The sequence below is a fragment of the Streptomyces sp. NPDC058257 genome, assembly GCF_042881845.1.
Lineage (GTDB): Bacteria > Actinomycetota > Actinomycetes > Streptomycetales > Streptomycetaceae > Streptomyces.
In genome coordinates this window covers 188,087-207,511 of record NZ_JBHVXJ010000003.1, presented here as the reverse complement: position 1 = coordinate 207,511, position 19,425 = coordinate 188,087, and the positions used below count along the sequence as shown (strand labels likewise).

Here is a 19,425-nt window from a genome sequence, read left to right as displayed (position 1 = left end):
AAACGGGATGACGGAGCGAAGGGGCCGAGCAAGACCCGGTACCAGCCGCCAACCGGCCGACCCAGGCCGGCACGACCAGACGAGGAAAACACCACCGTGCAACTCGAAGCGCACGCCCCGTCCGTACCGCCTTCAGAGACTCTCCCCCCGCCCGCTCCCACGGAGGACCCGACCTTGACTCCCCTCACCGCGCTCACCGCGCTCGACGACGCCATCGAGAACCTCGGCGTACCCGTCCCCTGCCGTGCCTACGACCCGGAGGTCTTCTTCGCCGAGTCGCCGGCGGACGTCGAGTACGCCAAGTCCCTCTGCCGTACCTGCCCGCTGATGGAGGCCTGCCTGGCCGGCGCCAAGGAGCGGCGCGAGCCGTGGGGCGTCTGGGGCGGCGAGCTCTTCGTCCAGGGTGTCGTCGTTGCCCGCAAGCGGCCCCGTGGCCGTCCGCGCAAGAACCCGGTTGTTGCCGCATGAACGCCATCGGAACGATCGATCACCCCCTGACGCACGACCCCAAGAAGCAGGCTCCGATGAAGACAGCCACCGCCGAGCCCGCAGGCTCCGCCCCCCAGGACTTCACCACCACCGGTGCGAACGACTCGCGCCAGAACAGGACCCGCGAGATGCAACTCATCCCAGAAGCCTTGGCTCGTGCGCATATGCACGAACGCATGCTGGAAGCCGAGGCCCAGCGCCCCGCCGCCCGTGTGATGGCGGCTCGCCGGATGCAGCGCCGTGCCGAGCGCGCGTCGCTGCGCGCCAAGCGCGCGCTCGCCTTGGCCGTCATGCAGTGACGAGCCGGAGCGTTGCCCGAGCTTCACCACGATGCCCGCGGGGGCCGGTCCGAACGGACCGGCCCCCGCGGTGCGTTGTGCCGGGTGAAGCTCCGGAAGCGGCGATATGGTCGCTGGGTGGACCAGCAGAATCCTCAGCCCGCGGGCGCCGAGAATCTCGTGTGTTCCCGCTGCGGAGCGGTCGCCGAAGGCGCGCCGCCCACCTGGACCTGTTCCGTGGAGAACGGCGCCCGCCGCTACTTCTGTGACTCCTGCGCCCGCGAGAACATCAGAGCCATCGAGGGACGACTCGACTCACCCTGGTGGTGAGGGCGAGCCGATGGTGGGAGAGGCCGATGGTGAGGGTGAGCCGACGGTGAGGGTGAGCCGACGATGAGGGTGAGCCGACGATGAGGCGGGCCACGGCCTCAGGCCTCGGCCGCCGGATCGTCCGCCTCCTGCTCCTGAGGCTCCTCTTCCACGAAGCCCGGCAGCCACTCCTCGAGCTCGTCCCGCATCCGCACCGTCGCCCCGAGCTGGCAGAGCACCCCGATCGTGCTCAACGTCACACGGTGGATCAGCAGATACGACGGCGGGAGGTTCAGCCGTTTGCCCAACTGATAGGCGGGGGAGCGGGGATCGGCCACCCGCGCCGCCTGGCCGCGCATCCAGCCGCGGGTGAAGGTGAACTCCTCCACCAGCATCGGTTCGATGATCGGCAGCAGATAGTCGAGGACCGCGTCCGGCTCCAGTTCGACGGACTCCTGGACGAAGTCCTCCTCGCGCAACATCGCGTAGACCGCGTCGGCCTCGCCGTCGAGCGTCATCCGCAGGGAGCGGCCGATGGTCGGGGGAAGGCCGCCGGGCAGCCGGTCCACCGTGCCGAAGTCCAGGACGCCGAGCCGCGAGCCGCCCTTCTCGTCGGGCAGCAGACGGAAGTTGCCCGGGTGCGGATCGGCGTGCAGCAGGCCGGTGCGCGCCGGACCCGAGAAGAGGAAGCGGGCGAGGAGCTGCCCCGCTCGGTCCCGCTGCTCCTGCGTGCCGTCCGCTATCACGTCCGACAGGGGCACCCCGTCGATCCACTCCGTCACCAGGACCTGCTCGCTCTGGTGCACCACATCGGGCACCACGACATCCGGATCGTCCGCGAACTCCTCGGCGTGCGCGTGCTGCGCCTGGGCCTCAAGGCTGTAGTCGAGCTCCTCGGAGACGCGGTCGCGCAGCTCCGCGATGAGCGGCTTGAGGTCCATCCCCGGAATCAACGGCCCCAGAAGCCTGGCGAACCGGCTGAGCTGGTTCAGATCGGAGAGCAGTGCCTCGCCCGCCCCCGGATACTGCACCTTGACCGCGACCTCGCGCCCGTCCTCCCACACCGCCCGGTGGACCTGGCCGATCGAAGCGGCGGCGGCCGGTTTGTCCTCGAACTCCAGGAACAGCTCGCGCCAGTCATCGCCGAGCCGCTCAGCGAGCACGGCGTGCACGGTGCGCGTGGGCATCGGCGGCGCCGCTTCCTGCAGTTTCGTCAGCGCGGCGCGGTAGGGCCCCGCGACCTCCTCCGGCAGTGCAGACTCGAAGACCGAAAGGGCCTGGCCGAACTTCATGGCCCCGCCCTTGAGCTCGCCGAGCACCTTGAACAGCTGCTCCGCCGTGCGCTGCTGCAGCTCACGGCCGACGATCTCCGCCGATTTGCCTCCGATCCGCTTGCCGAGACCCCAGGTCGCCCGCCCGGCAAAGCCGAGTGGCAGCGCGGCCAGTTTGGCGGTACGGGTTACCGCCTTCCGGGGAAGATCAGACATGCGCCCCTCCAAATCCCAGACAGCCACGCCTTGTCAGGCGGTTACCCGGCCATTGTGTCGTGCGGCTCTCTGTCCCCGACGGGGTGTTCCCCCTTATCCACCACACCCGCCCCGCACGGGCACGCGAGATGCGGTGAAACCGGCCGCGCATGCCAGTCGAACCCGGGCGCGGACGCCTCCCAGCGTGCTCCCGCACTCGCCGGTGCCGCCCCGTCCAGAAAAGCGAGGGCGTGCGCCGACGCAAGGCCGGCGATGGTGGTCGACAGGGCCAGATCGCATGCGGTGACATGGCGCGCGCGTCCCGAACGCCACTGAGCCAGCATCCGTGGCCAGGTGGGATCCCGGTCCGCACGCTCCAGCGCCAGACAGCCCGCACAGGCCGTCGTCCCCGGCAGGACGAGCGGCCCCACCACTCCGGTTCCCTCGATCACGCCCGCATAAAGATGCGGTGTTCCGGACGAGACGAACGGCTCGGCGGCGACCGGGTCGGGAGCATGAACGTCAAGACCGTCCCGCGGGGCGATGATCACCAGGGAGAGTCCCGGCTCCCCTTCTCCCCCTTCTCCCGCTGCCCCCGCTCCTCTCCGGCCCCGACGGGGCGGTCGGTCCGGAGCCGATTGCCGCACGACCCGCCGGGCCGCCACGTCCCTGCGATCGCCGACCGCGTCGGCGGGCAGACCGCCCGGCGCCACATCCCAGGGTTCGACGACTCCTCCCTCCATCACATCGACCTGCCCCACGCCCGCCCCGGAAAGGACCGAGGCCACCACCGCACCCACCCGGCCCGCGCCCCGGACCTGGACCCGCATGGCGCGGCGCGCGGCCAGTTTCCTCATTCCGTCGCCCGGCTCGGGAGTCACGACCGACAGCGAGGCCAGATCCGGGCGCAGCCGGTCCATGGCCAGGTCCCGCTTGCGCAGGGCGTCGGCCGCGGCGCCGCCTCCCGTCGCGTCGTCGAGCAGCCCGGCCCTGGACAGCCGCCGCACCAGCTTGTCCACATGATCGTCGGGCAGCCCCATCCGTCTGCCCTCGTCGCGAAGGAGCGGCAGCCCGCGTGTCCCGTCCAGGAGCTGGAGGAAGCTGCCCGTCGCCGTGTCGACAGGACCGAGCACCTGGGCGTGTGCGGGCGCCACGCCGAACTGGATGGTGTTCAGATCGCGCCAGCCGCGCCGCAACGCCGGTTTCAAGATCGGATGCATGGTCGCCCCCCGTGGTCATCCGGCGCTGTCGATCCCCGTCCGCATCGCCGGTCGTCAGCCAGAATGCCCGCCCCGCCGGATACCCGCCGAGCGTTGTCCACAGGCTGGGGGTATTCGTCGTACTAATCGATCGGACGGGGAGCGATACCCCGCCGAACCGATCCGGAGGCGGGACTTCCCCCCTGCCCAGCGGGTAACGTCGGGGCGTGCCCGCCGACCCACTGCACCGCGCCGGAAACCCACAGCGCAGCATGACCAGCCCGCCGTCACCCGGCTACGGGGCGAGTGCGGTCGAGGTCAGACGGAGCGCCCGCCGCCGCCGAACGGTCTCCGCGTACCGAGAGGGCGATCGCACCGTCGTGCTCATCCCCGCCCGCATGTCCGAGGCCGAGGAACAGCGCTGGGTCAACGTCATGCTCGACAAGCTCGCGGCCCAGGAGAGCAAGCGGGTCCTGGGCGACGCGGAGCTCGTCGAGCGCGCCGAGCGGCTCTCCGAGCAGTACTTCGACGGCCGGGCCAGGCCCGCGTCCGTTCGCTGGGTCACGAACCAGAACACCCGATGGGGCTCGTGCACCCCGGCGGAGGGCAGCATCCGCCTTTCGCACCGGCTGCAGGGCATGCCCGAGTACGTCGTCGACTACGTCCTCGTCCACGAACTCGCGCACCTCCTCGTACCCGGGCACGGATCCGACTTCTGGCAGCTCCTTGAGGCCTACCCCCGGACGGAGCGGGCTCGTGGGTACCTCGAAGGTGTGGTCGCGGCCGACCGGCTGCCCCACCAGCCTGCCGCCCGCGACGAGTGAACTTCCGCCCCGCTCGGATGTTGTGTACCGGGTCTGTACCGGCTTGGCTCGCTGTCGGACTTTGCGGTTAGCCTGACGCGACGCATTTACATTCGGGATGGGGGACGGTCGTTACGTATGGCCAGGGAATTCCAACGCGGCCACAAGGCCAAGATCAGTGACCTCACCGCGGGCACCGATCTGTACGTAGGCGTGCAGATCTCCGCCCCCGGACTGAGCTTCGACATCAGTTGCTTCGGCCTGGACGCGGACGAGCGGCTCTCGGACGACAGTTACTTCATCTTCTTCAACCAGCCGAAGTCGCCCGAGGAGTCCATCCAGCTCCTCGGCGCGCAGGCCGGCGACACGGAGTCCTTCCGGGTCACGCTCGACCGGATCCCGTCGCAGATCAAGAAGCTGTCGTTCACCGCGACGATCGACGGTGCGGGGCAGATGTCGCAGGCCGCCCCCGGCTACATCCGGATCGTCGCGGGCGGCGAGGAAGTGGCCCGCTACTCCTTCAACGGTGCGGAGTTCTCCACGGAACGTGCCGTGATGCTGGGCGACTTCTACATGAAGGACGTCTGGCGGTTCGCCGCGATCGGTCAGGGCTTCGACGGCGGTCTCGACGCGCTCCTGAAGAACTTCGGCGGCGAGGTCGCGGAGGAGGAGCCCGCGCCGCAGGCACCGCAGGCCATCGGTGCGCCGTCCTTCGCGCCGCCCCCCGGTCAGGCCGCGGCCCCGCCCGCGTTCGGCGCCCCGGCGGCCCCCGCACAGACCCCGGCCCCGGCCCCGGCCCCGGCCCCCGCGCCTGCTCCGGCCCCCGCGCCCGCCCCTGCTCCCGCCCCTGCTCCGGCCCAGAACTTCGATCCGTCGATACACGCCGCACAGACCATCGTGGCGCCGATGCATCAGCCGAACCAGCCGCAGGGCGGCACGGTTCCGCCCCCGCCGGCCCCCGCGCCGTACGGCCAGCCCGGCCAGCAGCAGCCGCAGCAGCCGCAGTTCGGCCAGGTGCCCGGTCAGTCGGCGCCCCCGCCGCCCGGTTACGGCCAGCAGCCAAGTGCTCCGATGCCGCCCGGCTACGGCCAGCAGCCCCCCGGCCAGTTCCCCGGTCAGCCCGCCGCCCCGTCCCCCTACGGAGCCGGCGTCCCCCAGGGTTCCGCGCAGGCCGGCGGCGTGACCGCGGCTCTCGCGGCGTACCGCGAGGCCCCCACCGGGCAGCGCTGGACGCAGCAGAACGAGAAGCTGATCCGCGTCGACCTCGGCGTCAGCGAGCAGGCCGTGCTCGCCCGGCAGGGCAGCATGGTGCTCTACCAGGGCAAGGTCGAGTTCAGCTACAAGGGCGCGGGCTTCGCGGGCCGCGTCGTGGGCAACTCCACCGGCCAGGAGATGCAGCTGATGCGCTGCTCCGGCCGGGGCCAGGTCTTCCTCGCCGAGGAAGCCACGCATCTGCACCCCATCGAGCTCCAGGGCGACGCGATCTGTGTCTCCGCGGAGAACGTCCTCGCGTTCGACGAGTCCCTCCAGCACGAGGTGCGCAGGATCGAGGGCCACGGGATCCCCGGTGGCGCGCTGTTCGTGATGCAGTTCCAGGGCACCGGCACGGTCATCGTCAAGACGCACGGTGTGCCCGTCGTCCTGCCCGTCACGCCGACGACGTTCGCCGACTGCAACGCCGTGGTCGCCTGGTCGGCGGCGGCTCAGGCGATCGTCTCCAGCCAGGTCCGGCTGCGCAGCAACGCGTACGCGGGCTCCACGGGGGAGAGCGTGAACCTGCAGTTCCGGGGCGCACCCGGCAACTTCATCATCGTCCAGCCGTTCGAGGTCTGAGGGAGCCCGTCATGAATCAGCAACTCGCGGGCTTCGCCGCGGCGCCTGTCGCTGCCCGTATGGAGAACCATGGCCACCACATGCTCAAGGTGGCGATGCAGACCGGAAACGACCTCCTCGCGCGCGTGGGCTCGATGGTCGCCTACGAAGGGTTCGTGCAGTACGAGCCCAATCCGCCCGCCGTCCGTCAGATCGCGAAGGAGTGGATGTCCGGCGAGGGCGCGCCTCTGATGAAGTGCTCCGGAGACGGCCTGCTCTATCTCGCCGACTACGGAGCCGACGTCGTCGTCATCAATCTGGCGGGCGACTCGCTCTCGGTGAACGGCACGAACCTGCTGGCCTTCGACACATCCCTCCAGTGGGGCGTCGAGCGGGTCAAGGGCATGGCCAAGTTCGCCGGTCAGGGCCTGTGGAACATCAAGCTCTCCGGCCAGGGCTGGGTGGCGCTGACCTCCCGCGGCACCCCGGTCGTCGTCGACTGCGGCCGCGGCGAGGACGAGACGTACGTCGACCCGGACGCCCTGATCGCCTGGTCCCCGAACCTCAAGGTGAAGGGCAAGCGCAGCTTCAAGGCCGGTTCGCTCATCGGGCGCGGCAGCGGCGAGGCCTACCAGATGGGCTTCTCCGGGGAGGGCATCGTCGTCGTACAGCCCAGCGAGGACAGCACCGACCGTCTCCGAGCTCGGGGCTGAGGGGGAGCAACACACCATGCAGAGCCCACTTTTCGCGCACACCGAGCAGCAGACTCAGGAGCGCTACACCGTCCAGAACCCGCAGCTCCTTCGGGTGGCACTCGCGGGCCACGACGACATCCTGGCCCGCAAAGGCGCCATGGTCGCCTACCAGGGGCTGATGGAGTTCGACGCCGAGTACCAGAGCCAGGGCAGCCAGCGCGCCCGTGCGCACACCGGCGAGGGCCTCGACCTGATGCGCTGCCACGGCCAGGGCACGGTCTATCTCGCCAACCTCGCCCAGTACATCCACGTAGTGGATGTGGACCGGGACGGTCTGACCGTGGACAGCAGCTACGTCCTCGCGCTCGACTCGTCGCTGACGCACCAGGTCATCGCCGTGGACAGCCAGTACGGCATCTCCGGCTCCGGCAAGTACCAGCTCAACATCACGGGCCGCGGCAAGGTCGCCCTGATGACCTCGGGCCAGCCGCTGATGCTGCAGGTAACGCCCGACCAGTACGTGAACGCCGACGCCGACGCGATCGTCGCCTGGTCGAACGGCCTGCGGGTGCAGATGCAGGCCCAGACGCACTCGTCGGGCGTGTGGCGGCGCCGCGGCAACACCGGTGAGGGCTGGGAGCTCAGCTTCATGGGCCAGGGCTACGCCCTCGTCCAGCCGAGCGAGATGCTGCCGCCCCAGAACGCGGTCATCGGGCAGGGCGCCCGGGCTCAGTACGGCATGGGCCAGCAGGGCGCACGCGGGCAGAACCAGGGCAACGTCTGGAGCTGATCGATCGCTCTGCGCGGGAGCGGGAGCGGGAGCAGAACAGGAGCGTGGGGAACTGCGGGCCGGTCGTGGCTGGTCGCGCAGTTCCCCGCGCCCCTTTCGGGGCGCGTTTACAGCCGCGCCCGCGTCGCTTCCACCAGGCGCACCACCGACTCGTCCGCCACCCCCGCCACCTCGTCGTAGGCGAACCAGCGCAGGTCCAGTGACTCGTCGCTGATCGCCTCGACGGCGTCCTGCGGGGCCAGCGCCGCGTACTGCACGTCGAGGTGCTGTGTGCAGGGGCCCGGGATCGGGTGCCTGTCCAGGCGGACGGGGCCGCCCGCAAGGAGCGTCAGGCCCGGTACGCCGGACTCCTCCGTCGCCTCACGCAGCGCTGCCGCGGCCAGCGTCGGGTCGCCCGGCTCGCAGTGGCCGCCCATCTGGAGCCACATCCGCAGCTTCTTGTGCAGGGTCAGCAGGACGCGCCCGCGCACCGGATCGATCACCAGGGCGCTGGCCGTCACATGGCCGTCCGTACAGGCCTTCCACATGCCGTCGTCCGGATGGGCCGCCAAGTGGTCCAGGTAGTACTGGCGCAGCTCTTCCTGGTCCTCGTAGCTCTTCAGTACGAGGACCGCGTCGTCATACAGGCTCACTTCTCGCTGTCGCCCTTGCCGTCGCCGTCGTCCTCGGTTTCCTCGGTGTCCCCAGTGTCCCCGGTGTCCTTCTTGAGGTCCGGCTTGGCGGAGCCGCCCGCCGCCTCGCCGAGCATCTTGTCCAGCTCGGAGAAGTCCAGCTGCTCGTGGTGCACGAAACCGTCCGGGTCGTCCAGGTCCGAGGCCGTCGGCAGCATGTCCGGGTGCGCCCACAGGCCGTCGCGTCCGTCCACGCCACGCGCGTCCGTGAGCGAGGCCCACAGCCGCGAGGCGTCCCGCAGCCTGCGCGGGCGCAGCTCCAGGCCGATGAGCGTGGCGAACGTCTGCTCCGCGGGCCCGCCCGTCGCACGGCGGCGACGCAGCGTCTCGCGGAGGGCGTCCGCGGACGACAGGCGGGGCTTGGCCGCCGCGTGGACGACTGCGTCCACCCAGCCCTCGACGAGCGCGAGAGCCGTCTCCAGGCGCGCCAGGGCCGCCTTCTGCTCGGGAGTGTCCTCCGGCTGGAACATGCCCTGCTGGAGTGCTTCCTGAAGCTGCTCGGGATTCTGCGGGTCGAGCTGGCCGACGACGTCCTCCAGCTTGGCCGTGTCGACCTTGATGCCGCGGGCATAGCCCTCGACCGCGCCGAACAGATGCGAGCGCAGCCACGGCACGTGGGCGAAGAGCCGCTGGTGGGCGGCCTCGCGCAGCGCCAGATAGAGCCTGACCTCCTCCTGGGCGATGCCCAGGTCCTTGCCGAAGGCCTCGACGTTCACCGGGAGGAGGGCGGCCTTGCCGGCCGGGCCGAGCGGCAGGCCGATGTCGGTCGAGCCGACGACCTCGCCCGCGAGCACGCCCACGGCCTGGCCGATCTGCTGGCCGAACATGGCGCCGCCCATGGAGCGCATCATCCCGATCAGCGGGCCCGCCATGGCCTGCATCTCCTCGGGCAGCACGTCGCCCATGGCGAGGCCGACGCGCTCGGCGACCGGGTCGACCAGCTCCTTCCACACCGGAAGGGTCGCCTCGACCCACTCGGCGCGGCTCCAGGCCACGGCCACGCCGGAGCCGGACGGCAGCGACGTCGCGTCGTCGAGCCACAGGTCGGCGAGGCGGACGGCCTCCTCGACGGCGCCGCGCTCCGCGGGACCGACGCTGGAGTCCTTGGTGCCGTCGGGCGTGCCCTGGGAGACCGTCTGGCGGGCGATGTCCTTGGCCATGTCCCAGTTCACCGGGCCGCCCTCGTACGAGAGCATCTGGCCGAGCTGCTGGAACGCGGCGCCCAGGTCGTTCGGATTCATCGAACCGAACATCGCGGCGAACGGATTGTCACCGCCCTGGCCGCCGGGACCGCCCGCGCCGGGCAGACCTCCGAAGCCGAACGGGTTCCCAGGGCCACCACCTGCACCCTGCCCCCCTCCGGGGCTGTCCTTCTTCTTGCCCTCGTCGCCGTTCTCCGGCTCCTCCGGCGGAAGGCCGAATCCGAATGGGGTGTCACTCACGGGATTCCTCGGCTCGTCAGGCCACCGGTACTGTTCCGGCGGCGGCTGCCTTACAACACCACCCAGCGTAGACACCGTGACGGGATCGGGCCTCAGTGCTCCGCCGACTCATGGCCTGCGGCAGGATGGATGCCACCTGGTACGTACGCGTCATTTGCGTATCTACTGAAGACAACCGCTGGAGACGCCTGGTGAGTTCCCCAGATCCACAGGTTCGCGCAGCGCGAAACCTTTCTACACCGGCTCCTGTCCGGGGGCCCGTGGTCGCCGTCACCGGCGCCGCGTCCGGCGTGGGCGCTCTGCTGACCGAGCGCCTCGCCGCGTCCGAAGAGATCAAGCAGGTCGTCGCCATCGACGAGCGGCGTGGCGAGTGCGCCCAGGCCCAGTGGCACATCCTGGACGTCAGGGATCCGGCCATCGCCGAGAAGCTGCGTGGCGCGGACGTCGTGGTCCACCTCGCGCTCGATCTCGACCTGGAGACCGACGCCGCCGCCCGTACGGCGTACAACGTACGCGGCACCCAGACCGTGCTCACGGCCGCGGCGGCGGCCGGTGTCCACCGTGTCGTGCTCTGCACGTCGGCGATGGTCTACGGCGCGCTGTCGGACAACGAACTGCCCCTCTCCGAAGACGCCGAACTGCGTGCCACCGCGGAGGCGACCGGCGTCGGCGATCTTCTTGAGGTCGAGCGGCTCGCCCGGCGCGCACCCCGTGCCCACCCCGGTCTGAACGTCACCGTCGTGCGGCCTGCCGTCCTGGTGGGCGGCACGGACACCGCGCTCACGCGGTACTTCGAGTCGCCCCGGCTGCTCGTGGTGGCGGGCTCGCGTCCGGCCTGGCAGTTCTGCCACGTCGAGGACCTGTGCAGCGCCCTGGAGTACGCCGTCCTGGAGAAGGTCGACGGGGAGCTCGCCGTCGGCTGCGACGGATGGCTGGAGCAGGAGGAGGTCGAGGAGCTCAGCGAGATCCGTCGCATGGAGCTGCCCTCCACGGTGGCACTCGGCGCGGCGGCCCGGCTGCACCGGATCGGTCTCACTCCGTCCCCCGCCGGTGACCTCGCGTACACGATGTATCCGTGGGTGGTCAGCGTCAGCAGGCTGCACGACGCCGGATGGCGGCCCCAGTGGACCAACGAGGAGGTCCTCGCGGAGCTGCTCGAAGAGGTCGCGGGGCGCCGGACCGTGGCGGGACGCAGGCTCGGGCGCAAGGACGCCACGGCCGCGGGTGCCGCCGGTGCGACGGTCGCGCTCCTTGGTGCGGCGGCGGTGGTGCGGCGCGCCCGCAAGGCGCGGCGCCGGATCTGAGACCCGCTGGGACCGCCGCGAGCCGCGGGCCTGTAGAGAGCTCCAACCCGGCACGCGCGCGTGCCGGGTGAAAGCGCTATTCCGTGATGTCCGTGCCGTGCGGCACCATGGCCGCATGGCACGCACCACGAACGATCACCCCGGCGAGCAGGCCGCTCAGGACCCCATCCGGCTGCTTGCGATCCGCGACGCACCGCTCTCCCTGGACGAGGTGTTCCGGGCCGTCGGTGACGACGCCGCGGGCGGCACGGCGCTCTTCGTGGGGACGGTGCGCAATCACGACGGGGGCGCGGACGTCGACGCGCTCGGCTATTCGGCCCACCCGACGGTCGAGGCCGAGATGCGCCGGGTGGCCGAGAAGGTCGTCGCCGAATACCCGGTCCGTGCCCTGGCCGCCGTCCACCGCGTCGGCGACCTCGCGGTGGGTGACCTCGCGGTCGTCGTGGCCGTCTCCTGCCCGCACCGCGGGGAGGCCTTCGCCGCCTGCCGCAAGTTGATCGACGACCTCAAGCACGAGGTGCCGATCTGGAAGCACCAGCGCTTCTCCGACGGCCAGGAGGAGTGGGTCGGCGCCTGCTGAGCGCCGACGCGGCCCGGGCCGGCCGGCTTGTGCGCGGTCCGGGCCGCCCTGCACGGTCGGCGGACGGAGTCCGACGCGGTCGGTCGAAGCCTGGGAGGCCTGCCAGGGCCGAGCAGTGCGAGAGCGGCCATCAGGAATCGGGTCGGCCAGGAGGTGTGGGTCGGCGCCTGCTGATTCCTCGGCCGAGGTGCGCTGACCTCCTCCCGTCCCCGTCGGGCCAGTTGGACCAAGAGCTTCCGGTTGCGTAACCCGACCCCTGCCGTGAGCGTTGACGAAGCGGATGGTTAATCTGCTGATCAGTCAGTTGCGGTCGCATATGGGGTCGGGAGGTCGACATGGCATCACTTGCCTGGTTGCTGATTCCACTCGCGGCAGCTGTCGGTGCGGGTCTTTGGGGTGGCTGGGCCGCGCGTAATCGCAGGTCGGGCAAGACCGGGGACCACAACGAGCTGAACGGCTACGCGGCCTTCCGCGAGGCGATGGACAAGTCCCGCTCCGGCACGTGAGGCCCGGGGGCCCGATGGCCCCCGACAGGCCCACTGGGCCCCGTACGGACTGGCCCCAGCGGTGTACTGACAGACAGGTCCCGTACTGTCGTTCCATGCCACGCCGCACCGCGACGATGCTCGCCTCCACCCTGATGCTGATCGCGCTGCTCTGCGCCGGAGTCCTCATCAAAGTGCCGTACTCGGTGATGTCCCCGGGCCCCACGGTGAACACCCTCGGCGACCACGGCGGCGAGCCGGTGCTGCAGATCGCCGACCGCAAGACGTATCGGACCAGCGGTCACCTCAACATGACGACGGTCAGGGTCACCAGCGCCGACTACAACATGAACATCGCGGAGGCCGTGTACGGCTGGCTGGCCCACGACAACATCGTGGTGCCGCACGAGACCCTCTACCCGGACGGCAAGACCGAGCAGCAGTCGAGCCAGGAGAACGCCGAAGAGTTCAGCGAGTCCCAGGAGAGCGCCAAGGTCGCCGCGCTGCGGAACCTGAAGATCCCGGTGAAGTCCCAGGTCATCGCCCGCACCGTCTCCAAGGACAGCCCCGCCGAGGGCAAGCTGCACGCGGGCGACGTCATCAAGAAGGTCGACGGCACGCCCGTGAAGGAGATGACGGACGTCTCCAAGCTGGTCACCAAGCGCAAGCCGGGCCAGGACGTCGTCTTCACCATCGTCCCCGTCAAGGAGGCCGCCGCCGCCGAGAAGGCGCGCAAGGAGCCGACCGGGACGGAAGACGTCAGGATGACGACGGAGAAGGCGAAGGACGACGGCCGCGCGATCGTCGGCATCGAGGCGGGCACCGATCACACGTTCCCGTTCGACATCGACATCAAGCTCGCCGACGTCGGCGGCCCCAGCGCCGGGCTGATGTTCGCGCTCGGCATCGTGGACAAGCTGACGCCGGACGACCTCACCGGCGGCCATTTCGTGGCCGGCACCGGCACGATCACCGACGACGGCAAGGTCGGCCCGATCGGCGGCATCGGGATGAAGACGGTCGGCGCGCGCGACAAGGGCGCCGAGTACTTCCTGACGCCGAAGGAGAACTGCGCCACCGCCGCCAAGGACGTCCCGGACGGGCTCACGCTGGTCAAGGTGGACACCATCGACGACGCGGTCGCCGCCCTCAAGGACATCCACAAGGGCGACACCGCGGACCTGCCGCAGTGCACCGCGAAGTAGCGGCCGAAGCACGGAGTGCGGCGCAGAGCACGGCACGGAGCACGGCACGGAGCGCGGGGACGGACGTACGCGGATGGGGTGCGACCCCACCCGCGTACGAGAAGAACAGCGTGGTGTCAGTCGGCGAACGTGGCCGCCAGCGCCTCCGCGAGCCCCGGAACCAGATCGGAACCGGTCAGGACCTCGGTCGGCGAGTCCTTCTCGCGCAGCCGCAGGGCCGAGTCGCGGGCACCGTCACGGAGCACCGCGACCGTCATGCGGACCTCCTGGCGGTCCGGGTGCTCGGCCACCCACTTCGCGAGCTGCGCCTCGCCGAGCCCTTCGGGGACGGACGTCTCCGCCGACGGCGGAAGCATCAGGCGCTCCACCGTGAGGGCGCAGCCCGCCACGGCGTCCGGCCAGGCGATGGTGCCGAGGAACTCGTCCAGCGGCTTGCCCGCCGGAATCTCCTCCTGCTCGATGGGGGTGAGGGCGGTCTCCTCGGGGGAGTTGTCGAGGCCGAGCTGGGTGGCGAGGCCGGGTTCCTGGGTACGCAGTCGCGCCGTGTCGACCAGCGCGAAAAGGCGTGCGGGCTGGTCCCAGCCGAGGCCGGACGCGTACTCGTCGATCTCGAGTACGGCACGGGTGAGGGGGCTCGCTGCCATGGGAGTGTTGGACATGGTCACAATCCTGCCTCGTTAGTCCCGCAAAACGGGAACCGAGTAAAGCGTGAGTAAGTTGCATAGGTGTGGGTCCACGATCAAAGGGCCCTGACGGATCAACAGAATCAACATCGAACTTCGAGGTGCGCACCTTGGCTTTCCAGATGCCGGACCGCGGCGGAGGCCCGACGGGGCCACGGATCAGAGTGGGCCGACCGTCCCGTCGCGTCCGGACCCTGCTCATGACACTGGGCATCCTGGCTGTACTCGCCATGGTGTTCGTCATGTTCGCGGGGTTCTGGACGGACTGGCTCTGGTACCGCTCGGTCAACTATTCGTCGGTCTTCACGACGACCCTGTGGACCAAGATCGGCCTGTTCTTCGTCTTCGGCCTCCTGATGGCGGCCGCGGTCGGACTCAACATCTGGCTGGCGCACCGGCTGCGCCCGCCGCTGAGCGCCATGTCGATGGAGCAGCAGAGCCTCGACCGGTACCGCATGAGCATCGCGCCGTACAAGAAGTGGCTGCTGCTCGGCATCGCCACGCTCGTCGGCCTGATCGCGGGCGCGTCGGCAGCGGGACAGTGGCGCACGTGGCTGCTGTGGGTGAACGGCGTCTCCTTCGGCCAGAAGGACCCGCAGTTCCACCTGGACGTGTCGTTCTTCGCGTTCGACCTTCCCTGGTACCGCTTCATGCTCGGCTTCGGCTTCGCGGCCACCGTGCTCTCCCTGATCGCCGCGGCCCTCACCCACTACCTGTACGGCGGGCTGCGGATCACCAGCCCCGGCGCGCGGGCCACGGCGGCGTCGACGGGGCATCTGTCGGTGCTGCTCGGCGTCTTCGTGACGCTCAAGGCCGTGGCGTACTGGCTCGACCGGTACGGCCTCGCGGTGAAGTCCAGTGACTTCAAGGCGACGGGCGACTGGACGGGTCTTCGCTATGTGGACGCGAACGCGTACCTGCCGGCCAAGACCATCCTGTTCTGCATCGCGGTCATCTGCGCCCTGCTCTTCTTCGGGACGCTGTGGCGGCGCACCTGGCAGCTGCCGGTCATCGGCTTCGGCCTGATGGTCCTCTCCGCCATCCTCATCGGCGGTCTGTACCCGGCCATCGTCCAGAAGTTCCAGGTCTCGCCGAACGAGCAGGCCAAGGAAGCGCCGTACATCCAGAAGAACATCAAGGCGACGCGTGACGCGTACGGCATCAGCGGTGTGAAGCCCCAGGACTACAAGGGCGCGGGCAAGGCCGACGAGGACGCCAAGAACAAGCGCGAGAACGCTGACGCGGCAGCCAACTACCGGCTGAACGACCCGAACATCGTCTCGCCGACGTTCCAGCAGCTGGAGCAGGAGCGCGAGTACTACCGCTTCCCGACGACCCTGGACGTGGACCGCTACAACGGTCAGGACACCATCGTCGGTCTGCGTGAGCTCAGCCTCGACAAGCTCGACAAGCGCAACTGGATCAACGACCACTTCGCCTACACCCACGGCTATGGAATGGTCACCGCCAAGGGCACGGAGACCAAGAAGGGCTCCAAGGGCGCCCCGGACTTCACGGAGTCCGGACTGCCCACCTCCGGCAGCCTCGGCGAGTACGAGCAGCGGGTCTACTACGGCGAGAAGACGACCCAGTACTCGATCGTGGGCGGGCCCCAGAAGGAGCTCGACTACGAGGAGGACGGCGGGGGTCAGAAGACCTACAGCTACAAGGGCAAGAGCGGGGTCAACCTCTCCAACCCGATCAACCGCGCCGCGTACGCGGTGTCCTTCGGCGAACCGCAGATGCTGTACTCGGGAGCGATCGGCGAGGGATCACGGATCCTCTACAACCGCACTCCCAAGGAGCGCGTCGAGTCGGTGGCTCCCTGGCTGACCATCGACGGCGACACGTATCCGACGGTGGTCAACGGCAGGATCCAGTGGGTCGTCGACGCCTACACGACCAGCAACGGCTATCCGTACGCCTCGCGGACCACGCTCGGCGACACGACGGCCGACTCGCTGTCGGAGGCCGACGACCAGCGTGCGGTGGTGGCCCAGCAGAACCGGGTCAACTACATCCGCAACTCGGTGAAGGCGACCGTCGACGCGTACACCGGAGAGGTCAAGCTCTACACCTGGGACGACAAGGACCCGGTCCTGAAGACCTGGAAGAAGGCGTTCCCGGACACCGTCAAGGACAAGGGTGAGATCCCCAAGGCCCTGATGGACCACCTGCGCTACCCCCAGGACATGTTCAAGGTGCAGCGCGAGCTCCTGACGCTCTACCACGTCACGGACCCCGGCCAGTTCTACAACGCGTCCGACGCGTGGCAGGTGCCGAACGACCCGACGAAGAAGGACAACAGCGCGGTCCCGCCGTACTACTTGTCCATGAAGACGCCGGGTGAGACGCAGCAGCAGTTCTCACTGACGACGACGTTCACCCCGAGCGGGCGCCCCAACCTACGGGCCTTCATGACGGTCGACGCCGACGCCAGAAGCAAGAACTTCGGCACGATGAAACTGCTGAGAGTCACGGGCGACGTGGACGGCCCGGAACAGGTCCAGAACAAGCTGAACTCGATGACGCAGGTCGGTAACTTCGTCCGGGACATGAAGGGCGCCGACTCCGACGTCCTCTACGGAAATCTGCTGACCGTGCCACTGGACGACGGGTTCCTCTATGTGGAGCCGGTGTACGTACAGGGGCGCAAGTCGGCGTATCCGCTTCTGAAGAAGGTGGCTGTGTCGTACGGCACGGAGACCGCGTTCGCGGACTCCCTGAGCGACGGCCTCAACGAGGTCTTCGGTGCCGACGGGTCCACCAAGCCACCGGCCGACGGCACGGACCAGCCGACCGATCCGCCCAAGTCGAGCGACCCGACGGTGCAGGCGGCCCTCGACGACGCCCAGACGGCGTTCGAGGACGGGCAGCAGGCCCTGAAGGACGGCGACTGGGAGGCCTACGGCAAGGCGCAGGACAAGCTCCAGGAGTCCCTGCAGCGAGCCGAGGACGCCCAGGCCAAGGCTGCCGACAAGGGCGGCAAGGGCGACAAGGCGAGCGACGGCAAGGCTGCCGACAAGGGCGACAAGAAGGGCGGCTGACCAGCTGCGAAACACCCTCCCCGCGCCGTGGTACGGTTGCAACACAACGGCGCGGGGTGGAGCAGCTCGGTAGCTCGCTGGGCTCATAACCCAGAGGTCGCAGGTTCAAATCCTGTCCCCGCTACTAGAAGGCGAAGGCCCGGATCCTTATCGGATCCGGGCCTTTGTCGTGTGTGCGTGGGGTCGTGGCGGCATGCGCTGGTCTGTGCGAACCCTGCTCCGCCCGGGGGGAGTTGGGAAAACTGTGTTTGACTTATCTCTCTGTGGGCAAGTCGACAAAACGCTGTAGTGACCTCACTGGCTGCGGTATATCAGGTATACCCAGGTTGCAGGTGGTGCGACGATGGACGTTATGGGGGACAAGGCAACTCTGTTGGAGACAGGGCGGTTTGTGCAGTCGGCCGATCGGGATGATCCCGGGACGGCCGCGGAGGAATTGCGCCATCGGCTGGCCGCCGAGGCCGGAGACGTCGACGCCATGAGCGTCCTGGGAAGCCTTCTGCTGCGCCGCGGTGATCTCGACGAGGCCGAATCCATGCTGCGCGCGGCGACCGCCGAGGGCGACCGTGCCGCGGCCAACAACCTCGGAGTCCTCCTCCTCCAGCGTGGGTACGCCGACGAGGCGGCCGGGTGGTGGCGGGTCGCCGCCGTCGCCGGCTCCGCCGCGGCCGCGCACGCGCTCGGACGCCACCACCGCGAGCGCGGCGACGAGCCCGCCGCCGAGTACTGGCTGCGGCAGTCCGCCGAGCAGGGCCACGCCCTGGGGGCGTACGCCCTCGCCGACCTTCTTGAGCACCGCGGTGACGTGGGCGCCGAGCGCTGGATGCGGGCGTCGGCCGAGCGCGGTCACCGCGAGGCCGCGTACCGGATCGCCCGTGCCCTCGACCGGCGGGCCACTGACCGGCGGGCCACGGCCGAGCGCACGGCCCGTACGGACACCAAGGCCCCTGCCGAGCCCGCCGCCGAGGCCGAGCAGTGGTACCGCCAGGCCGCCGCGCGCGGGCACCGGCGGGCCGCGCTGCACCTCGGCGCGATCCTGGAGCAGCGCGGCGAGCTGAAGGAGGCGGGGCGCTGGTACCTGAACTCCGCGAAGGACGGGGAGGCCCGTGCCGCCTGCGCCCTCGGCTTCCTGCTGCGCGACGCGGGCGACGAGGAGAGCGCAGCCGTCTGGTGGCTGAAAGCAGCCCAGGACGGCGACGGGAACGCCGCCAACGCCCTGGGCGCGCTGCACGCCGAGCGGGGCGAGACACAGACCGCCGAGCGGTGGTACCGCGCCGCGATGGACGCCGGGGACGTGAACGGCGCGTACAACCTCGGTCTGCTCTGCGCCGAGCAGGGGCGGACCGTGCAGGCCGACCAGTGGTACAGGCGTGCCGCGTACGCCGGTCACCGCGAGGCCGCCAACGCGCTTGCCGTGCTGCTGCTCCAGGGCGGCGACGCGGCGGGCGCCGAGCCGTGGTTCTCCAAGGCCGCCGAGGCGGGCAGCGTGGACGCGGCCTTCAACCTCGGGATCCTGTACGCGTCCCGCGACGACGAGGACTCCGCCCTGCCCTGGTACGAGCGTGCGGCGGCGGCCGGGCACACCGAGGCCGCGCTCCAGGTCGGCACGGCGCGGCTGCGGGAGGGGGACGAGCAGGATGCCGAGCGGCATCTGCGGTGCGCGGCGGGTGGCGGCAGCGCGGAGGCGGCGTACCGCCTGGGCACCGTGCTCGATGCGCGGCGGCCTCCCGCGGGTCCGCCCGCCCTTGGCGAGCCCGCGGCCGAGAAGACCGAGTGCGAGGAGTGGTACGAGCGGGCTGCTCAGCAGGGGCACCGGCGTGCGCAGGTCCGGGTCGGGATGCTGGCCGCGGGGCGCGGCGACGTCGTGGAGGCGGCGCATTGGTACCGCCTGGCGGCGGATGCGGGCAGCCGGAACGGAGCGTTCAATCTGGGGCTGCTGCTTGCGCGTGAGGGCAGTGAGCCCGAGGCGGCGCTCTGGTGGACGCGGGCCGCTGACGCGGGGCACGGGCGGGCCGCTCTGCGGCTCGCGCTGCTTTACGCTCGGCGCGGGCAGCTGGTCGAGGGGCAGCGGTGGGCGTCCCGTGCGGTCGAGCTTGGACCCGCGGAGGTCAGCGAGCGGGCGGCTCGGCTGCGTGAGGCTCTTCAGCAGGAGCTGACTGCTTAGCCC

The 19,425-nt window shown here is 70.1% G+C and carries 18 protein-coding genes and 1 tRNA gene; 14 read left to right on the top strand and 5 right to left on the bottom strand.

All coding sequences use genetic code 11. From position 1 onward, the window contains the following. Positions 1-96: 96 nt before the first annotated feature. From ACFVXC_RS09905 to ACFVXC_RS09895, 3 genes are all read left to right on the top strand, one after another. The gene (locus ACFVXC_RS09905) at positions 97-468 is read left to right on the top strand and encodes a WhiB family transcriptional regulator (RefSeq protein ID WP_344522157.1); all 372 of its coding nucleotides are present in this window, start codon (positions 97-99) and stop codon (positions 466-468) included. Next, the gene (locus ACFVXC_RS09900) at positions 465-788 is read left to right on the top strand and encodes a hypothetical protein (protein ID WP_389903447.1); all 324 of its coding nucleotides are present in this window, start codon (positions 465-467) and stop codon (positions 786-788) included. Before ACFVXC_RS09905 ends, ACFVXC_RS09900 begins: the two co-directional genes overlap by 4 nt. Positions 789-905: 117 nt before the next feature. Further along, positions 906-1,097, top strand: a complete 192-nt coding sequence (locus ACFVXC_RS09895) for a hypothetical protein (protein ID WP_389903444.1) — start codon at positions 906-908, stop codon at positions 1,095-1,097. 98 nt (positions 1,098-1,195) lie between these two features. On the opposite strand, the gene ACFVXC_RS09890 is transcribed toward ACFVXC_RS09895, so the two are convergent. Continuing rightward, positions 1,196-2,563, bottom strand: a complete 1,368-nt coding sequence (locus tag ACFVXC_RS09890) for an ABC1 kinase family protein (RefSeq protein ID WP_389903443.1) — start codon at positions 2,561-2,563, stop codon at positions 1,196-1,198. Positions 2,564-2,604: 41 nt separating this feature from the next. Next, the gene (locus tag ACFVXC_RS09885; protein ID WP_389903441.1) at positions 2,605-3,762 is read right to left on the bottom strand and encodes a ThiF family adenylyltransferase; all 1,158 of its coding nucleotides are present in this window, start codon (positions 3,760-3,762) and stop codon (positions 2,605-2,607) included. Between the two features lie 206 nt (positions 3,763-3,968). Between ACFVXC_RS09885 and ACFVXC_RS09880 the strand changes: the two genes are divergently transcribed. The 4 genes from ACFVXC_RS09880 to ACFVXC_RS09865 all read left to right on the top strand — a co-directional run bounded on the left by ACFVXC_RS09880 (position 3,969) and on the right by ACFVXC_RS09865 (position 7,841). Beyond that, positions 3,969-4,565: a M48 family metallopeptidase gene (locus ACFVXC_RS09880; RefSeq protein WP_389903440.1), complete on the top strand. Its 597-nt coding sequence runs from the start codon at positions 3,969-3,971 to the stop codon at positions 4,563-4,565. Between the two features lie 117 nt (positions 4,566-4,682). Further along, complete coding sequence (locus ACFVXC_RS09875) at positions 4,683-6,377, top strand: TerD family protein (RefSeq protein WP_389903439.1); 1,695 nt, start codon at positions 4,683-4,685, stop codon at positions 6,375-6,377. An 11-nt stretch (positions 6,378-6,388) separates the two neighbouring features. Continuing rightward, on the top strand, positions 6,389-7,069 hold the full coding sequence (locus ACFVXC_RS09870) for an AIM24 family protein (protein ID WP_389903438.1): 681 nt from the start codon (positions 6,389-6,391) through the stop codon (positions 7,067-7,069). A gap of 16 nt (positions 7,070-7,085) precedes the next feature. Then, positions 7,086-7,841, top strand: a complete 756-nt coding sequence (locus ACFVXC_RS09865) for an AIM24 family protein (protein WP_389903437.1) — start codon at positions 7,086-7,088, stop codon at positions 7,839-7,841. Between the two features lie 107 nt (positions 7,842-7,948). On the opposite strand, the gene ACFVXC_RS09860 is transcribed toward ACFVXC_RS09865, so the two are convergent. Then, positions 7,949-8,473: an NUDIX hydrolase gene (locus ACFVXC_RS09860; protein ID WP_389903435.1), complete on the bottom strand. Its 525-nt coding sequence runs from the start codon at positions 8,471-8,473 to the stop codon at positions 7,949-7,951. Then, on the bottom strand, positions 8,470-9,954 hold the full coding sequence (locus ACFVXC_RS09855; RefSeq protein WP_389903433.1) for a zinc-dependent metalloprotease: 1,485 nt from the start codon (positions 9,952-9,954) through the stop codon (positions 8,470-8,472). The genes ACFVXC_RS09860 and ACFVXC_RS09855 overlap by 4 nt, the downstream gene beginning before the upstream one ends. A 191-nt stretch (positions 9,955-10,145) precedes the next feature. Between ACFVXC_RS09855 and ACFVXC_RS09850 the strand changes: the two genes are divergently transcribed. The 4 genes from ACFVXC_RS09850 (at position 10,146) to ACFVXC_RS09835 (ending at position 13,528) form a co-directional block, all read left to right on the top strand. Then, positions 10,146-11,258: an NAD-dependent epimerase/dehydratase family protein gene (locus tag ACFVXC_RS09850; protein ID WP_389903430.1), complete on the top strand. Its 1,113-nt coding sequence runs from the start codon at positions 10,146-10,148 to the stop codon at positions 11,256-11,258. 115 nt (positions 11,259-11,373) lie between these two features. Next, positions 11,374-11,838 carry a molybdenum cofactor biosynthesis protein MoaE gene (locus ACFVXC_RS09845; RefSeq protein WP_389903429.1) on the top strand — a complete coding sequence of 155 codons (465 nt, stop codon included), beginning with the start codon at positions 11,374-11,376 and terminating at the stop codon, positions 11,836-11,838. Positions 11,839-12,173: 335 nt separating this feature from the next. Continuing rightward, the gene (locus tag ACFVXC_RS09840; protein ID WP_389903426.1) at positions 12,174-12,344 is read left to right on the top strand and encodes a hypothetical protein; all 171 of its coding nucleotides are present in this window, start codon (positions 12,174-12,176) and stop codon (positions 12,342-12,344) included. Positions 12,345-12,439: 95 nt separating this feature from the next. Further along, positions 12,440-13,528 carry a PDZ domain-containing protein gene (locus ACFVXC_RS09835; RefSeq protein ID WP_389903424.1) on the top strand — a complete coding sequence of 363 codons (1,089 nt, stop codon included), beginning with the start codon at positions 12,440-12,442 and terminating at the stop codon, positions 13,526-13,528. A gap of 116 nt (positions 13,529-13,644) precedes the next feature. On the opposite strand, the gene ACFVXC_RS09830 is transcribed toward ACFVXC_RS09835, so the two are convergent. Beyond that, entirely contained in the window at positions 13,645-14,187 is a 543-nt protein-coding gene (locus ACFVXC_RS09830; RefSeq protein ID WP_389903423.1) for a PPA1309 family protein, read from the bottom strand. Between the two features lie 146 nt (positions 14,188-14,333). On the opposite strand from ACFVXC_RS09830, the gene ACFVXC_RS09825 reads away from it, so the two are divergent. The 3 genes from ACFVXC_RS09825 (at position 14,334) to ACFVXC_RS09815 (ending at position 19,422) form a co-directional block, all read left to right on the top strand. Continuing rightward, positions 14,334-17,258 (top strand): UPF0182 family protein, encoded by a 2,925-nt coding sequence (locus tag ACFVXC_RS09825; protein ID WP_389904400.1) that lies wholly within the window; start codon positions 14,334-14,336, stop codon positions 17,256-17,258. 50 nt (positions 17,259-17,308) lie between these two features. Further along, positions 17,309-17,382: transfer RNA gene (locus tag ACFVXC_RS09820), tRNA-Met, on the top strand. A gap of 219 nt (positions 17,383-17,601) precedes the next feature. After that, positions 17,602-19,422, top strand: a complete 1,821-nt coding sequence (locus ACFVXC_RS09815; protein ID WP_389903421.1) for a tetratricopeptide repeat protein — start codon at positions 17,602-17,604, stop codon at positions 19,420-19,422. The last annotated feature ends 3 nt before the right edge of the window (positions 19,423-19,425 follow it).

Coding starts and splice junctions, on each gene's coding strand:
- ACFVXC_RS09900 (WP_389903447.1), top strand. CDS start 465: ATGAACGCCATCGGAACGATCGATCACCCCCTGACGCACGACCCCAAG.
- ACFVXC_RS09890 (WP_389903443.1), bottom strand. CDS start 2,563: ATGTCTGATCTTCCCCGGAAGGCGGTAACCCGTACCGCCAAACTGGCC.
- ACFVXC_RS09885 (WP_389903441.1), bottom strand. CDS start 3,762: ATGCATCCGATCTTGAAACCGGCGTTGCGGCGCGGCTGGCGCGATCTG.
- ACFVXC_RS09875 (WP_389903439.1), top strand. CDS start 4,683: ATGGCCAGGGAATTCCAACGCGGCCACAAGGCCAAGATCAGTGACCTC.
- ACFVXC_RS09870 (WP_389903438.1), top strand. CDS start 6,389: ATGAATCAGCAACTCGCGGGCTTCGCCGCGGCGCCTGTCGCTGCCCGT.
- ACFVXC_RS09865 (WP_389903437.1), top strand. CDS start 7,086: ATGCAGAGCCCACTTTTCGCGCACACCGAGCAGCAGACTCAGGAGCGC.
- ACFVXC_RS09845 (WP_389903429.1), top strand. CDS start 11,374: ATGGCACGCACCACGAACGATCACCCCGGCGAGCAGGCCGCTCAGGAC.
- ACFVXC_RS09840 (WP_389903426.1), top strand. CDS start 12,174: ATGGCATCACTTGCCTGGTTGCTGATTCCACTCGCGGCAGCTGTCGGT.
- ACFVXC_RS09835 (WP_389903424.1), top strand. CDS start 12,440: ATGCCACGCCGCACCGCGACGATGCTCGCCTCCACCCTGATGCTGATC.
- ACFVXC_RS09830 (WP_389903423.1), bottom strand. CDS start 14,187: ATGTCCAACACTCCCATGGCAGCGAGCCCCCTCACCCGTGCCGTACTC.
- ACFVXC_RS09825 (WP_389904400.1), top strand. CDS start 14,334: ATGCCGGACCGCGGCGGAGGCCCGACGGGGCCACGGATCAGAGTGGGC.
- ACFVXC_RS09815 (WP_389903421.1), top strand. CDS start 17,602: ATGGACGTTATGGGGGACAAGGCAACTCTGTTGGAGACAGGGCGGTTT.